Raw genomic sequence first — 16,119 nt, 5'->3', positions numbered from 1 at the left:
AGCTTCTGCACAAGCTCTTTGGCAACCTCTTCACCTGCACCTTCGCTTTCAGCAAGCAGGGCACGGCTCTTGATCAGCGCCAGGGTCGATGCCATCACAAAGAAGTCGCCGCAGACGTCCAGTGCGAGATCCTGCATGGTTTCAATATACTCCAGGTATTCATCGGCGATGGCACTGATGCTGATAGTGGTGATATCCATCTCGTTTTTATAGATAAGGTGCAACAGCAGGTCCATGGGACCTTCGAAGTCCTGTACACTGATACTGTACATCAGATCTCCAGACTCATATGGGAACGTACGCGCTTCATGTGCGCTTCAGCCACAGCAGCAGCGCGAAGCGACCCCTGGTGCATAATGTCCAGTGCTGCCTGATCACTGATGGCCGCGCGCCTTTCACGCATGGGAGCAATAAAGGAGTCCAGATTCGCGAAAAGCATCTTCTTGCAGTCCATGCAGCCAATGGTGGCACCAGTGCAGCCAGCGCAAACCTCATCGCGCTGTTCCTGCGGGCTGAAGAGTTTATGGAAATCAAACACCGAGCAGAGCTTGGGGTCTCCAGGATCGGTTTTGCGCACCCTGGCGGGATCTGTCACCATCATGCGGGTTTTCTGCCACAGTTCATCACTGCCTTCACACAGATCTATCACGTTCCCGTATGACTTGCTCATTTTACGACCATCAGTACCTGGCAGCTTGGGCACCTCAGTCAGCTTGGCCTGGGGCTCCTTGAACGTCTCGCCATAGAGAAAGTTAAAGCGACGGGCAATTTCCCGGGTTATCTCCAGATGGGGCAGCTGATCCTCGCCAACGGGAACAAAGTCGGGGTCGTACATGAGAATATCTGCAGCCTGCAGCACGGGATATCCGAGAAAGCCATAGTTGGCGGTCTTGCTTTCGCCCAGCTGCTCTTTTTGCTCTTTATAGGTGGGGCACCGCTCCAGCCAGCCCACAGGCGTAATCATGGCCAGTATGGTAAAAAGCTCCGCGTGCTGCTTCACCAGTGACTGAACAAATATGGTGGATTTATCGGGATCAAGACCTGCGGCAAGCCAGTCTTTCACCATAGCGATACTGTTTTCGCGAATACCCCCGGTCTCATCGTGTTTCGTGGTAATCGCGTGCCAGTCGGCGACAAAAAAGTGGCAGTCATAGCCCTCGTTCTGCAACAGCACCCAATTCTGCAGGGCACCGAAATAGTTTCCCAGATGAAGTTTCCCGGTGGGTCTCATACCGCTGAGAATGGATTTTTTCATGGTTTCCTCATTTTTGTTTTTCCGTGGGAAATGAGTATAATGCCTGCGCATAGGAAAATCCAGTCACAGAATACCCGGGGAGAACCCAGAGGAAAGATAATGCGTTTTTTTCTCTTTGCGAGCATCCTGCTCTGCCTGATCAGTACTTCGACGGCCATGGGCGGCAGTCTGGAGATCCAGATTGCCATGGATACCGACTCGTTCCAGGAGTTGCCCCTGATCCAGGTTTTCAGCCACAGCGCTGAAGAAAGCGCGGAAGCCACACTTGCCTATGAACAGCGAGCCACCTATGCACTTGTGGAAAATCTCGCCCCCGATTCACCACATATTGTTGTCATCACCTATATGCAGACCCGTATCTTCTCCTCACCGCTTCAGCTTCCGCCTGACGAGGTTATCTCCTACCGCATGAAGCTCGCCCCACCCATCATCGCGCCGCACACTCCAGCGATTACCCTCACCATCAGTCAGTGGGAGAACATGCTACTGGCATCCTATGTCATCAGCAACCCCAATCCCAGCCACCCGCTGCTTCTGCGCCCGGAGCTGCGTCTGCCCCTGCCATCAACTTTTCATATTGCCAGGCCTTTTGACGGGAGCATAGATCGTGGTATTCTGATCCTGAACTCGGTCGCACCGGGCGGAACAACCGTCACCCTGGCGCTTCCCTCCAAAAGCCGCGTCACCGTGCCACTTGTTCCGGGCATGGAGGTTCGCACCCTTGGACGCCCCGCCTATCGCATTGAGCAGAGCGACGGTGAGCTCATCCTGATCGCGGAACGCGGCTATAGTCAGTGGGTTGCCTGGGCTATCATCAGCATCATCGGCCTGTATTTCCTCAAGCTCACCTTCCCCCATTTTTTCCGGTCGCTTCTGCAGCGCCTCCCTTTTTTTCACGATTAACTTTTTCAGGAGTCTTGCATGATCCAGTCCCAACTTCCCTTTACCCTCGGCATCACCTCCCCCCTGCTTGATGAAGCCATGGCTGTTCTGCAGCAGAAATTTAACGTACGTGACCTGAGCGGTTATCGCGATGCGGACGACTTGATAGAGAAGGCACGCGGTTGCGAAGCGATCATTTCCATGCTGTCCGACTCATTCGATGAAAAAGTGCTCAGCGCACTGGGGCGCCATGAACAGACACCCCTGAAGCTCCTGTGCAATTATGCCGTTGGAACCAATAACATCGACATTGAAGCAGCCAGCCGCTTTGGTGTCATGGTCACCAACACTCCGGGCGTCCTGACCGAGGCAACCGCTGATACCGCTTTTGCCCTGCTCATGGCAGCAGCGCGCCGGGTACGGGAAGGGGAGATTCTGGTTCGCAGTGGCGGCTTTACCAAAACAGGCTGGCAACCCACCATGCTGCTGGGACAGGAGCTCTGCGGCTCCACCATCGGTATTTTCGGCATGGGCCGCATTGGCAGCGCCGTTGCCAGACGCGCCGCCGCCTTTGGCATGCGCGTCATCTACCATAACCGCAACCCGCGCAATGACGGCCCCTATACGGCCGTGGACTTCGAGCACCTGCTCAGGGAAAGCGATATTATCGTCATCTGCGCTCCCGCAACACCCCAAACCCGTCACCGCTTCACCCTCAATGAGTTCCAGGCCATGAAATCATCCGCAATCCTGGTCAATGTCGGGCGGGGGGAAATCATCAGGGAAAAAGACCTTGCCCTCGCTTTGCAAAAAGGTTACATCTTCGCTGCGGGCCTGGATGTCTATGAACATGAACCTCTGATCGAACCGCTGCTCATGGATATGGACAATGTGGTGCTGTTGCCGCACCTGGGCAGCGCTACCCGCAAAACCCGCATGGACATGGCCATGCTGTGCATTGACGCCATAGAAAGCGTCTTCAGTAAGGGTACCATCCCAACCAACTGCCTCAATTACCGACCATAGACAAAGGACAGCACATGCTCGATTGTTTTCACGATGAATGCGGTATTGCCGGGGTCTACGGCAATCCTGAAGCGGCCAACCATGCTTACCTCTCCCTCTATGCCTTTCAGCACCGCGGTCAGGAATCCGCAGGCATAACCGCATGCTTCCCTGGGGGGAGCTTCTCCTCCCACAAGGGACGGGGACTGGTTTCCGAAGTCTTCGATCAGGAAAAACTCAATCAGCTCAAGGGCACCATTGCCATCGGACACAACCGTTACTCCACCAGCGGCAAGGCCATACTGGAAAATGCCCAGCCCTTTGATATCGAATACCACCGCGGCCGCCTGAGCCTTGCCCACAACGGAAACCTGGTCAACAGCCACCTGCTGCGCCGCGAACTGGAAGCCATGGGAGCTATCTTCCGCACCACCAACGACTCCGAAGTCCTGTTGCACCTGATTGCCCGCTCCCGCCATGAGGATTTCATTGAAACCCTGCGCAGCGTCTTTATGACCGTGCGGGGCGCCTACAGCATCGTGATGACCGATGGCGAGCGTCTGTACGGCATTCGCGACCCCCTGGGCATCCGCCCGCTTATCCTCGGCGAACTGGAAGAAGGCCTGGTACTGGTCTCAGAGTCCTGCGCCCTTGATCTCATGGGGGCAACCTTCATCCGTGAAGTCAATCCCGGTGAGCTGATTGTCATTGATGGCAAGGGTTTTCAATCCATACCGCTGCTGCCAGTTACCGAGCGCAGCGCCTTCTGTATCTTTGAGTTTGTTTACTTTGCCCGCCCCGACAGCTTCCAGTTCGGCAACTACGTGCACAATGTGCGCAAGGAATTCGGTCGTACGCTGGCACGCGAAGCCCCTGTCGATGCCGATGTGGTCATTCCCGTTCCCGACAGCGGCATTGTCCCCACCCTGGGATTCTCCCAGGAATCCGGCATTCCCTTTGAAATGGGGCTTATTCGCAACCATTATGTGGGCCGAACCTTCATTGAGCCCAAGCAGTCGATTCGCCACTTCGGCGTCAAGATCAAGCTCAACCCAGTGAAGAGCCTGCTGGAAGGAAAGCGAGTGGTGGTCATCGATGACTCCATAGTCCGCGGAACCACTTCCCGCAAAATCGTCAAAATGATCAGGGATGCCGGCGCCAAAGAAGTTCACATGCGCATTGCCGCTCCACCGACCATCTGCCCCTGCTTCTATGGCGTGGACACCCCCACCCGTTCTGAACTGATCGCCAGTAACCACGACCTGGAACAGATCTGCACCTATATCACTGCCGACTCGCTGAGCTACCTCTCCCATGAAGGCATGTTCACGGCGGCAGGCGGTGACCGAAACACTTTCTGCAGTGCCTGCTTCGACGGAAACTACCCCATTCCCTTCGATTCACCGGAAGCTGGAACCACATGAAGATCCTCTTCCTGGGCGACATCATCGGCAAGGGTGGTCGCAAGGCCGTCAGTCGCTACCTGCCTGGCCTGCAGCAGCACTTTCAGCCTGATTTCACTATTGCCAATGGTGAAAACAGCGCTGGCGGCTTCGGGCTGACGCGCAGTGTCTACAGCGAGATGAAGTTCCACCATATTGACATCATCACCAGTGGAAACCATATCTGGGACAAAAAAGAGGTGATGGGCATGTTCCAGGATTTTCACGATATCCTGCGTCCGGCCAACTACCCTCCCGGTGTTCCCGGCAGTGGGTGCGGTATATTCACTTCCGAGCAGAGCACCCAGACCATTGCCGTCCTGAATCTGATCGGTCGAACATTCATGGGCGGTTCCTATGACTGCCCCTTCCGGACAGCGGACGCACTGCTTGAATCACTGCCCTCGGAAATCAAAACGATTTTTGTGGATTTCCACGCTGAAGCCACGTCTGAAAAGCTGGCAATGCTGCACTACCTGGCAGGGCGCGTCAGCGCCATCGTGGGAACCCATACCCATATCCAGACCGCCGACGAACGAATATTCAAAGGAACCGCCTACCTCACCGATGCCGGAATGTGCGGATCATTTCACAGCATCATCGGCATGAGCGAAGCTTCCATCATGCCCAGATTTCTGCAGGGCATGCCCACCAAACTGGAAGTGCAGACAAGCGACACCGCTCTGATGGGCGTGTTCATAGAAACTGACGAGCAAGGAAAAGCCATTCACATTGAGCGCATTGCCTCCATTGAGCAGCGACATCAGCCATGAATCTGCATGAATTTGACCAGCAGTGGCGTAATTGCCATACGCAGCATATTGCCGGCGTGGATGAAGTGGGGCGCGGCCCACTGGCCGGGCCTGTCTGTGCCGCAGCGGTCATTCTCCCCGCTGATTTTTCTGACAGTCGCATCCGCGACTCTAAAAAACTCAGTGCTTTACAGCGCCGAACCCTCTCCGATCTTATCAGGCACAGCTGCCTTGCCTGGAGTGTTGCAACGGTAGATTGCGAAGTCATAGATACCATCAACATCCTGCACGCCACGCGCCTTGCCATGTGGCAAGCCCTCTCCCAGCTCCCTATGACACCCGAACTACTGCTGGTTGACGGCATGGACAACTCCTTTTTCCCTGCCGTACGCGGGGAAAAAGTCATTAAGGGCGACAACCTCTCCCTCAGTATCGCTGCCGCCTCAATCGTAGCCAAGGTCCATCGCGATGAACTCATGGAAGCGCTGGATCAACGCTATCCTCAATACGGGTTTGCGCGCCATAAAGGGTACGGAACCGCGCAGCACCGTCAGGCCATCCGGGAACATGGCCTGTGCCCCCAGCATCGCCGTTCATTCTGCACGCGCCTGCAAGAGGCCTGAACACCTGCGGCAATCCGTCTGACTCGTCCCAACAGACAGAGCAGCCAGCAACACAGCAGAAAACAAAAAAGCCCCTGTCCGTTCAGAACGGACAGGGGCTTTTTCTGTGTGAAAAAACGGATCAGTCGTTCTTGCAGCCAGTCGATGTGCAGATAGTCGCCGATACCGTCCAGGTATTACCGGAGCTGAGCAGCTCGTCAGCAGATAGTCGCCGATACCGTCCAGGTATTACCGGAGCTGAGCAGCTCGTCAAGGGTCTCGGGCTTTTTCTTCTTCACATCTTCCATTTGCTCATGAACCATGGTCTCGTAGCTCTTCTTGTCAGGGTTGCAGTAGAGTACGCCATAGGCCACAGGCAAGCCATCAGCCAGAGTCATTCCGGCCAGCTGGTACGCCAGCAGCTCGTTACGCTCATCATGCACGATGATCTCGCTTTCCTTCACGTCGGCTACTTTGGCAGCGCGAACATAGGAGCCATCGCGTACAATACACATATCCTTTTCTTTACCAAAAATCAGCTTTTCGCCATGACGGCAGACTACAGTGTAATCCTCTTTTTCCTTACCAGAGACCTGCTCGTGGCAACCATCGTTGAAGATAACGCAGTTACTGAACATTTCCACCAGTGAGAATCCAGGGTGATTGGCACCACGTGTCAGCACTTCTTCGCCCAGCTTGATGTCCTTGTCAACACTGCGGGCAATGAAGGTAGCGCCAAGGCCCATGGCAACTTTCAGGGGCACCATAGGATAGTCAACAACACCATATGGAGTTGTCTTGGTGATCTGTCCCAGTTCGGATGTGGGAGAGTACTGACCCTTGGTCAGGCCATAGATTTTGTTGTTAATGAGGACATAGTTCAGGTTTACGTTGCGGCGGACAGCATGAATGAAGTGGTTGCCACCGATAGCAGTGGAGTCTCCGTCACCGGAAATAACCCACACGTCAAGGTCGGGGCTGCCGGTCTTCAGACCAGTAGCAATGGCCGCTGCGCGTCCGTGGATGGTATGAAAACCATAGGTTTCCATATAGTAAGGGAAACGGCTGGAGCAGCCAATACCGGAAACGATAGCAACTTCATCACGGGGCTTGCCGCGGTTGGCCATGGCACCACGCACGGAAGCCATGATACCGTAGTCACCGCAACCTGGGCACCACTTTACTTCAGCAGCGGAGGCAAAATAATTCTTATCCATTTTGGCTTCATTTGTTGTCATAAATCACTCACCCAGCAGTTCTTTTACTTTATCGATAACTTCGTACTCGCGGAAGGGGTCGCCCTTGACTTTGCCCAGGGAAACGGTATCCACCAGGTACCGGCTGCGAATCAGTACGCTCAGCTGACCAGTGTTGAGTTCAGGAATGAGCACTTTCTTGAAGCGAGAGATCACGGAGCCCAGGTTTTTCGGCATGGGGTTGATCCAGCGCAGGTTGATACTGGATACCGACTTGCCTTCAGAGATCAGACGGTCAACCGCGCCTTTTACCGCGCCGTAGGTTCCGCCCCAGCTGATAACGAGAACTTCACCGGAGTCAGCGCCATTGATCTCACAGTCAGGAACCTCAATACCAGCGACTTTCGCCATACGGGTGTCGGTCATGATCTGGTGGTTGGCAGGTACGTGGCTGACCGCGCCAGTGAGGGCGTCTTTTTCCAGGGAGCCGATACGGTGCTGCAGGTCTTTTGTGCCGGGGATCGCCCAGTCGCGAGCCAGAGTTTTGGGGTCGCGACGGTACGGCTTGTACTCGCCTTCCGTAAAGAATTTGACAGGAATGTCAGGCAGTTCGCTTTCCTTGGGTACCTTCCAGGGGCAGGTCCCCTGTCCGATATAGCCATCAGTCAGCAGCAGAACTGGTGTCATGTATTTCAGCGCTACCGCACAGGCTTCATAGGTGGCTGCGAAGCAGTCATCGGGAGTGGAAGCAGCAAGCACGGGAATGGGGCTGTCGCCGTTGCGGCCATACATGGCCTGCAGCAGGTCGGACTGCTCGGTTTTGGTGGGCAGACCAGTGGAAGGGCCACCGCGCTGAACGTCAATGATTACCAGAGGAATTTCCATGATAACCGCCAGGCCAAGGGCTTCTGACTTGAGGGCCAGACCGGGGCCAGAGGTGTTGGTCACGCCCAGCTTGCCTGCCAGCGAACCACCGATAGCAGCGCAGATGCCGCCGATTTCGTCTTCCATCTGGATGGTGACGACATTGTGGTTCTTGTACTTGGAAGCTTCGCTGAAGATATCGGTTGCGGGAGTGATGGGGTATGAGCCCAGAACCACCTGCAGGCCAGATTTCTTGGCGGCTGCGGCGATGGCCAGCGCAGAGGCTTCGTTACCGGAAATATTGCGGTACAGGCCAGGCTGAATGCTGGCAGGCTGCAGGTTGTAGCGTTCCTGGAACATGACCATGGTTTCGCCATAGTTCATGCCGCCCTTGAACGCCAGGGTATTGGCCTGCTCAACCATGGGCAGCTTTTTGAACTTGGTGGTGATAAAGGAAAGTACTTCCTGGGGATCCTTGTTGAAGAGCCAGCACAGAACGCCGAGAACAAAGAAGTTCTTGCAGCGATCCTTGTCCTTCGGGGACATGTCCAGATCTTTCAGGGCTTCGCGGGTCAGGGTGGTGAAGGGGATGGCCTTCACATCATAACCGGCCAGGGTTCCGTCGTTGCGAGGGTCAGTCTTGAATCCAGCCTTCTCCAACGCCTTTTCGGTAAAGGTGTCGGAGTCGGTGATGATCATTCCGCCACGAACAACAAAGCCATAGCTGTGCTTTACCGCGGCAGGGTTCATGGCAACAAGAACATCGGGCGCATCACCAGCAGTGTGGATCTTTTTACTGCCCAGGCAGATCTGAAATCCGGAAATACCGGCCACTGTCCCCGCAGGGGCGCGAATTTCAGATGGATAGTCTGGCAGTGAGTTAACATCGTTGCCGCTGAGAGCCGAAAGGGCCGTGAGCTGGTTCCCAACAAGCTGCATGCCGTCCCCGGAGTCACCGGTAAACTTGATGACTACCTGTTCGACGTTCTTTTCCTTTACTTGTGGCATAACGTCTCCTGTGAAAGTAATAAATGTATGTGTGTAAACACCGATAACACGAATAACACCGCTTGCATTAAAACAGTGTTTTCATTTCACGGATTGTATACCATTCTCACCTGCGCTTCGCAAGGCAAATCTGTAAAAAGATTCCCTTTTTTCGCAAATGCTTTACACACTTGCATGGGAAATTTTTCACCACTCCTGGCACACAAAAAGCCCCCGGGAAACCCGGGGGCTTTGATGGAACAAATGGGCCCTTACTGAACGTAAGATTTCAGATATTCGCGGTTGAGCTTGGCGATAAAGCGTACGTTAACGCCCTTCGGACAAGCAGCCTCACACTCGTAGTGGTTGGTGCAGTTGCCAAATCCAAGCTCGCTCATCTTGGCCGTCATATTGCGTACACGCTGAGCGGCTTCGACCTTGCCCTGGGGCAGGTATGCCAGGTGAGCAACCTTGGCGCTGGTGAAAAGCATGGCGGAGCCGTTGGGGCAAGCCGCTACGCAGGCACCACAGCCGATGCACTCAGCAGCATCCATGGCATTGTCGGCATCAATTTTGGAGATGGGGATGGCGTTTGCATCAGGCACACCGCCAGTGGAGGCGGAAACATAGCCACCAGACTCGATGATGTTATCCAGAGCGGTACGATCCACAATCAGGTCGCGGATGATGGGGAATGCCTTGGCTCTCCAGGGCTCAATGTAGATGCTGTCGCCATCTTTAAAGCTGCGCATGTGCAGCTGACAGACGGTGGTCTTCTCTTCGGGGCCATGGGGAATACCATTGATAACCTGTGAGCACATGCCACAGATACCTTCACGGCAATCGTGGTCAAAGGCAATGGGATCAATGCCCTGCTTGACCAGGTCTTCATTCACCACGTCCAGCATTTCCAGGAAAGACATATCGGGACTGACGTGATCAGCTTTATACTGCTCCAGCTTGCCTGGAGAGTTCGCGTCCTTCTGACGCCATACAAATAATGTGAGTTTCATTACTTATAGCTCCTTACTGCCAGTTTGACTTCCTCGAAGTTCAACGTCTCCTTGTGAAGCTCAGGCTTCTTGTCAACACCCTTATGTTCCCAGGCGGCAACATAGCAATAGTTTTCATCGTCACGCATTGCCTCGCCGTCTTCGGTCTGGTATTCAACGCGGAAGTGACCACCACAGGACTCGTTGCGGTTCAGGGCGTCATAGGCCATCAGTTCACCGAACTCCAGGAAGTCCGCCACGCGGCCAGCCTTCTCCAGTTCAATGTTCAGTTCTTCATTGGTACCGGTCACCTTCAGGTTGCTCCAGAACTCCTCACGCAGCGCGGGTATCTTCTCCAGCGCTTCCTTGAGGCTGGCTTCGCTGCGTGCCATACCAACGTTGTTCCACATCAGGCGGCCAAGTTCGCTGTGGAACTGGGTAGCCGTCTTGTTGCCCTTGATGTTGAGGAAGCGGTGCATGCGCTCGCTGACCTCTTCCTGGGACTTCTTGAACTCGGGGTGATCTTCTCTGATCTTGCCGGGAGTGATACCAGCCAGGTAGTTGGCTATGGTGTAAGGAATAACGAAATAGCCATCGGCCAGACCCTGCATGAGGGCGCTGGCGCCCAGACGGTTGGCACCGTGGTCGGAGAAGTTGGCTTCGCCGAGAACGAAGAGGCCGGGCAGGTTGCTCTGCAGGTTGTAGTCTACCCACAGGCCACCCATGGAGTAGTGGGGAGCAGGGTAGATGCGCATAGGCTGTTTGTAGGCGTTTTCGGCAGTGATCTTCTCATACATTTCGAAGAGGTTGCCGTAGCGCTCGCGAATAGTGCTTTCGCCCAGGCGCTTGATGGAATCGGCGTAGTCAAGGTAAACCCCCTGGCCTGTATCACCGATACCCTTGCCAGCATCGCAGGCTTCCTTGGCAGCGCGGGAGGCGATGTCACGGGGTGCCAGGTTACCGAAGCTGGGATACTTGCGCTCCAGGTAGTAGTCGCGCTCTTCCTCGGGGATTTCGTGAGCAGGACGTTTGTCACCAGTTGCTTTGGGAACCCAGATGCGTCCATCGTTACGCAGGGACTCGGACATCAGGGTCAGCTTGGACTGGTGATCGCCAGTTACAGGAATACAGGTGGGGTGAATCTGCGTGTAGCAGGGGTTGGCAAAGAAAGCACCCTTTTTGTGGGCACGGTAGTTGGCGGTAACGTTACAGCCCATGGCGTTTGTGGACAGATAGAATACGTTGACGTATCCACCGGTGCACAGCAGCACCGCGTCGCCCCAGTGGGATTCAATCTTGCCGGTTACCATATTGCGGGTGGTGATACCTTTGGCCTCACCATCAACCACAACCAGATCCATCATCTCGGTGCGGGGATGCATCTTGATGGCGCCACGGCCAACCTGGCGGGAAAACGCCTGGTAGGCACCGATCAGCAGCTGCTGTCCGGTCTGGCCACGGGCATAGAACGTACGGGAAACCTGAGCACCACCGAAAGAACGGTTATCGAGGTATCCGCCGTACTCACGGGCAAAGGGAACACCCTGAGCCACACACTGGTCAATGATATTGACGCTGACCTGGGCCAGGCGGTAGACGTTGGCCTCGCGGGCGCGGAAGTCGCCGCCTTTGACAGTGTCATAGAAGAGGCGATAGATGCTGTCGCCATCGTTCTGGTAGTTTTTGGCAGCGTTGATGCCACCCTGGGCAGCAATACTGTGGGCACGACGTGCGCTGTCCTGATAACAGAATGCCTCTACGTTGTAGCCGAGTTCAGCCAGAGTAGCTCCGGCTGAGGCACCGGCAAGGCCAGTACCGACGATAAGGACTTTGAACTTCCTTTTATTGGCGGGGTTCACCAGTTTCATGTCCTGGCGATGCTTATCCCACTTCTGGGACACGTGTCCTGAAGGACATTTTCCGTCGAGTATCACATTTGCCTCCTACAAGCTCACTATACCGATAAGAATTGCCACGGGGGTGCTGATAAGCGCGATGAACAGCACAATTGCCACTGCCTTGCCGACCTTCTGGATCACAGGCAGCGCCTTGTCATTATTCAGACCCACAGACTGGAACATACTGCCGATGCCATGGCTCGTATGCAGAACCAGGGCGATCATGGCGATCAGGTAGATCAGGGATACCACTACGCTGCTGAAGCCTTTCACTACCATGGTGAAGACATCAAAGCGTCCCAGTGAGTCGAATCCGTAGATTTCAGGATTGGTGACGCGGATAGTGAAGTGGAGCAGGTGGTAAACGGCAAAAGCCAGAATGACAAAACCCGTGTAGATCATGGTCTTGCTGGCGAAGGTAGCCCGCAGATCTTTTTTATACGTGTAGTTATCGGGGCGGGCCGCCATGTTTTCCATGGTCAGCTGAATGGCAAAGGCAATGTGAATGACAAAAATGGCACCAAGAGCGATGCGGAACAGCCATACGCCTGCACCAAGACTGTGAAGGAAATCGGCATACGCGTTGATGCCATCAGGGCCTGAGAACACGCCCAGGTTGCCCAGGGCGTGAATGAAGAGGAACAGCACCAGACACAGGCCGGTAACTGCCATAATGATCTTTCTGCCTACAGCACTTTGGATAAACTGCATACTTTTTCTTCCCTACATGTTTTTTTTGGGCAATACCAAACGGCAGACTACAGATCGCTCCTGAAAGCGATCTGTAGTCACCAAGTCAGTATTTCACAACGCGATGTTGCACCCTGGTAATATAAACGGGAAATACATATCCCAGTTCATACCTCACTGGAAAACAAGGATATTCCGTAAAACATTACAGGAGCTTATCCATCGCTTCCACAAGTTCTTTGACCGCATTGCAGGAGATGTCGAAGAGCTTCTGCTCTTCAGCATCCAGGTCCATCTGAACAATGGACTCAATGCCCTTGGAGCCAAGAACGACGGGAACACCAACGTAGAAGCCGTTCACGCCGTACTCGCCTTCCAGCAGAGCACACACGGGCAGCAGACGCTTCTGGTCGCCCAGGATCGCCTCGACCATGGCGATGGCAGAGGAAGCGGGAGAGTAGAACGCGGAGCCATTGCCCAGCAGCTTGACCACTTCGCCACCGGCACCTTTGGTGCGCTCGACCATGGCAGTCATCACTTCTTCCACTTTACGCATGTCGCCGTTGTACTTTTTCTTCAGCAGTTCATAAACGGGGATACCGTTGACGTTGGCATAGCGCTTGATGGGCACCATGGTGTCGCCGTGTCCACCCAGAACCATAGCGTTTACGTCTTTGACGGAAACACCCAGCTCCCACGCGATAAAGCAGGAGAAACGAGCAGAGTCAAGGACACCCGCCATACCCATGACGCGCTCCTTGGGGAAGCCGGTGATGCGCTGGCACAGGGTAACCATGGCGTCCAGAGGGTTGGAGATGACGATGACAAATGCATTGGGGGCATACTGCTTGATGCCTTCAGAAACCTGCTTCATGATCTTGGCGTTGGTTGACAGCAGGTCGTCGCGACTCATACCGGGCTTGCGGGGCAGGCCAGCGGTAACGATAACCACATCGGAACCGGCAATGTCTTTGTAGTCACTGGTTCCCTTGAGGTCGGCATCGAAGCCATCAACGCGGTTTGCCTCGGCAAGGTCAAGCATCTTGCCCTGGGGCATTCCCTCAACGATGTCAAACATGACAACGTCGCCGAGCTCACGCAGGGCGCACAGTTGGGCGAGTACGCCGCCAATCTGGCCGCCACCGATAAGAGCGATCTTCTTACGAGCCATTTTCCACTCTCCTTGGAATAGAATTTTCATCTGGATATTACTTACACCTTTTACGCAAGTGAGTCCACTATAGCGTTAAAAGTTGCACTAGGACGCATAGCTTTGGTGGTCTTCTGGGCATCGGGGTGGAAGTAGCCACCGATATCCATGGGCTTGCCCTGGGCACCGATCAGCTCTTCGTTGATCTTGGCTTCATTGTCCTTGAGCTGCTTGGCAACAGGAGCGAAGCGGGCCTGCAGATCTTTGTCGGCGGTCTGAGCGGCCAGTTCCTCTGCCCAGTAGAGCGCCAGGTAGAAGTGGCTGCCACGGTTATCTATCTGACCAACCTTGCGGGCAGGCGACTTCTCGTTTTCGAGAATCTTGCCGACAGCTTTATCCAGGGTGTCTGCCAGAACTTTTGCCTTGGCGTTGTTGAAGGCCGTCGCCACATGCTCCAGGGAAGGTACCAGGGCGCAGAACTCACCCAGAGAATCCCAGCGCAGGTAGCCTTCTTTCACAAACTGCTGGACGTGCTTGGGAGCAGATCCGCCGGCACCGGTCTCAAAGAGGCCGCCGCCATTGAGCAGGGGTACGATGGAGAGCATCTTGGCGCTGGTACCAAGCTCAATAATCGGGAAGAGATCCGTCAGGTAGTCGCGCAGAACGTTACCGGTGACAGAGATAGTGTCAAGGCCCTTACGGAAACGTTCCAGAGAGTAGCGCATGGCATCGCGAGGAGCCAGGATCTCAATGGTCAGTCCAGTGGTGTCGTGATCCTTGAGGTACTTCTCCACCTTCTGAATCAACTGCGCATCATGGGCGCGATTCTTATCAAGCCAGAAGACCGCAGGAGCACCGGAAGCCTTGGCGCGGGTCACGGCAAGCTTTACCCAATCCTGGATGGGCAGGTCCTTGACCTGGCACATTCTGAAGATATCGTCCTTTTCAACCTTCTGCTCAAGCACAACCTTGCCGGACTCGTCCACCACGCGGATAGTTCCGTTGCCGGGGGCTTCGAAGGTCTTGTCATGTGAGCCATACTCTTCGGCCTTCTGAGCCATCAGGCCGACGTTGGAAACACTGCCGATTTTAGTGGGGTCATAAGCGCCATTCTTCTGGCAGTCCTCAACCATTTCCTGATACATGGTAGCGTAGCAGCGGTCGGGGATCATGGCGATACAGTCGTGCAGATCGTCATCGGGGCCCCACATCTTGCCGCCGTCACGGATGACGACAGGCATGGAAGCGTCGACAATGATATCGTTCGGAACGTGCAGGTTGGTGATGCCCTTGCTGGAATCAACCATGGCGAGTTCACAGTTGGTCTTGTAGGTAGCCATCAGGTCGGCTTCAATTTCCTTGCGCTTGGCCTCGGGCAGACTCTTCATCTTCTCGTAGAGATCACCGATACCGTAGTTGGGGTTGAAGCCCAGCTCCTTGATGGTGGCAGCGTGCTTTTCCAGGGCGTCCTTGTAGAACACGGAAACACAGTGACCGAACATGATGGGATCGGAAATCTTCATCATGGTGGCCTTCAGGTGCAAGGAGAGCAGTACGCCGTCCTTTTTCGCTTCCTGGATCTGCTCGGCAAAAAACGCGCGCAGGGCAGCCACGTTCATATGGGTGCTGTCGATCACTTCGCCAGCCTGCAGGGCGACTTTTTCCTTGAGCACTTTGCTGGAGCCATCGGCGCCAACAAACTCGATTTTCACGCTGGTGGCAGCGGAAACAGTCGTGGCCGTTTCATGGGCGTAAAAGTCGCCGCCAGCCATGTGGGCCACGCGGGTTTTGGAACCTGCAGGCCAGGGCTTCATGAATTTATGGGGGTTGATCTGGGCGAACTTCTTCACGGAAGCTGCGGCACGGCGATCGGAGTTTCCTTCACGCAGTACAGGATTCACGGCACTGCCCAGAACCTTGCTATACTGCTCCTGAATTTTCTTCTCTTCGTCGTTTTTGGGATTGGCGGGGTAGTCGGGAACCTTGTAGCCCTGAGACTGCAGTTCCTTGATGGCGTCCTGCAGCTGGGGAATAGAGGCGCTGATATTGGGAAGTTTTATGATATTGGCTTCAGGTGTTTTGGCCACTTCGCCCATTTGGCTCAGGTAGTCGGGAATTCTCTGGCCTTCTGTCAGATACTCCGGAAAGTTGGCGAGAATCCTGCCGGCAAGAGAGATATCCCAGGCCTCAACTTCAATGCCCGTGCCTTTGGTAAACGCACGCACAACGGGAAGCAGCGAGTAAGACGCGAGGGCTGGTGCCTCGTCAATTTCCGTCCAAATAATCTTCGATGTTGCCATGTTTTCTCCTTAAAAGGTAAGTCTTCACATACAGTATACTGTATACAATCCACTAAATAAAAAAACGTCTCAGGGAAAGTGTATACCGTTTTAAAGGCGGAAGT

At 54.6% G+C, this 16,119-nt stretch carries 14 protein-coding genes (1 of these 14 only partly in view); 5 read left to right on the top strand and 9 right to left on the bottom strand.

Annotation, left to right across the window (positions count from 1 at the left end):
• On the bottom strand, positions 1–272 hold the start of the coding sequence (locus ACZ46I_RS06565; RefSeq protein ID WP_013506720.1) for a segregation and condensation protein A. Its footprint begins 436 nt before the window's first position; the window shows 272 of its 708 coding nt (coding positions 1–272); its start codon is at positions 270–272; its stop codon lies off the left edge, out of view.
• Positions 272–1,255: a tryptophan--tRNA ligase gene (gene trpS, locus ACZ46I_RS06560; RefSeq protein ID WP_013506721.1), complete on the bottom strand. Its 984-nt coding sequence runs from the start codon at positions 1,253–1,255 to the stop codon at positions 272–274. The genes ACZ46I_RS06565 and trpS overlap by 1 nt, the downstream gene beginning before the upstream one ends.
• 99 nt (positions 1,256–1,354) lie before the next feature.
• On the opposite strand from trpS, the gene ACZ46I_RS06555 reads away from it, so the two are divergent.
• Genes ACZ46I_RS06555 through ACZ46I_RS06535 form a run of 5 tightly spaced genes read left to right on the top strand, consistent with a single transcriptional unit; the run spans position 1,355 to position 5,959 of the window.
• Positions 1,355–2,158: a hypothetical protein gene (locus ACZ46I_RS06555; protein WP_013506722.1), complete on the top strand. Its 804-nt coding sequence runs from the start codon at positions 1,355–1,357 to the stop codon at positions 2,156–2,158.
• Positions 2,159–2,176: 18 nt separating this feature from the next.
• Positions 2,177–3,163 (top strand): 2-hydroxyacid dehydrogenase, encoded by a 987-nt coding sequence (locus ACZ46I_RS06550; RefSeq protein WP_013506723.1) that lies wholly within the window; start codon positions 2,177–2,179, stop codon positions 3,161–3,163.
• Between the two features lie 14 nt (positions 3,164–3,177).
• On the top strand, positions 3,178–4,566 hold the full coding sequence (purF, locus tag ACZ46I_RS06545; protein ID WP_013506724.1) for an amidophosphoribosyltransferase: 1,389 nt from the start codon (positions 3,178–3,180) through the stop codon (positions 4,564–4,566).
• Complete coding sequence (locus ACZ46I_RS06540) at positions 4,563–5,357, top strand: TIGR00282 family metallophosphoesterase (RefSeq protein WP_013506725.1); 795 nt, start codon at positions 4,563–4,565, stop codon at positions 5,355–5,357. The genes purF and ACZ46I_RS06540 overlap by 4 nt, the downstream gene beginning before the upstream one ends.
• Positions 5,354–5,959: a ribonuclease HII gene (locus tag ACZ46I_RS06535; protein WP_013506726.1), complete on the top strand. Its 606-nt coding sequence runs from the start codon at positions 5,354–5,356 to the stop codon at positions 5,957–5,959. Before ACZ46I_RS06540 ends, ACZ46I_RS06535 begins: the two co-directional genes overlap by 4 nt.
• 197 nt (positions 5,960–6,156) lie before the next feature.
• On the opposite strand, the gene ACZ46I_RS06530 is transcribed toward ACZ46I_RS06535, so the two are convergent.
• The 7 genes from ACZ46I_RS06530 to ACZ46I_RS06500 form a co-directional block, all read right to left on the bottom strand.
• Entirely contained in the window at positions 6,157–7,176 is a 1,020-nt protein-coding gene (locus ACZ46I_RS06530) for a 2-oxoacid:ferredoxin oxidoreductase subunit beta (RefSeq protein WP_464281829.1), read from the bottom strand.
• Between the two features lie 3 nt (positions 7,177–7,179).
• Complete coding sequence (locus ACZ46I_RS06525) at positions 7,180–9,006, bottom strand: 2-oxoacid:acceptor oxidoreductase subunit alpha (protein WP_013506728.1); 1,827 nt, start codon at positions 9,004–9,006, stop codon at positions 7,180–7,182.
• Positions 9,007–9,257: 251 nt separating this feature from the next.
• Complete coding sequence (locus ACZ46I_RS06520; RefSeq protein WP_013506729.1) at positions 9,258–9,998, bottom strand: succinate dehydrogenase/fumarate reductase iron-sulfur subunit; 741 nt, start codon at positions 9,996–9,998, stop codon at positions 9,258–9,260.
• Complete coding sequence (locus tag ACZ46I_RS06515) at positions 9,998–11,911, bottom strand: fumarate reductase/succinate dehydrogenase flavoprotein subunit (RefSeq protein WP_013506730.1); 1,914 nt, start codon at positions 11,909–11,911, stop codon at positions 9,998–10,000. The genes ACZ46I_RS06520 and ACZ46I_RS06515 overlap by 1 nt, the downstream gene beginning before the upstream one ends.
• 9 nt (positions 11,912–11,920) lie before the next feature.
• The gene (locus tag ACZ46I_RS06510; protein ID WP_013506731.1) at positions 11,921–12,586 is read right to left on the bottom strand and encodes a succinate dehydrogenase cytochrome b subunit; all 666 of its coding nucleotides are present in this window, start codon (positions 12,584–12,586) and stop codon (positions 11,921–11,923) included.
• A 184-nt stretch (positions 12,587–12,770) separates the two neighbouring features.
• On the bottom strand, positions 12,771–13,736 hold the full coding sequence (gene mdh, locus ACZ46I_RS06505; RefSeq protein ID WP_013506732.1) for a malate dehydrogenase: 966 nt from the start codon (positions 13,734–13,736) through the stop codon (positions 12,771–12,773).
• A gap of 50 nt (positions 13,737–13,786) precedes the next feature.
• Positions 13,787–16,015, bottom strand: a complete 2,229-nt coding sequence (locus ACZ46I_RS06500; protein ID WP_013506733.1) for an NADP-dependent isocitrate dehydrogenase — start codon at positions 16,013–16,015, stop codon at positions 13,787–13,789.
• Positions 16,016–16,119: the final 104 nt, after the last annotated feature.

This window comes from Desulfurispirillum alkaliphilum (genome assembly GCF_055378285.1).
This window is presented reverse-complemented; position numbering and strand designations above follow the sequence as displayed.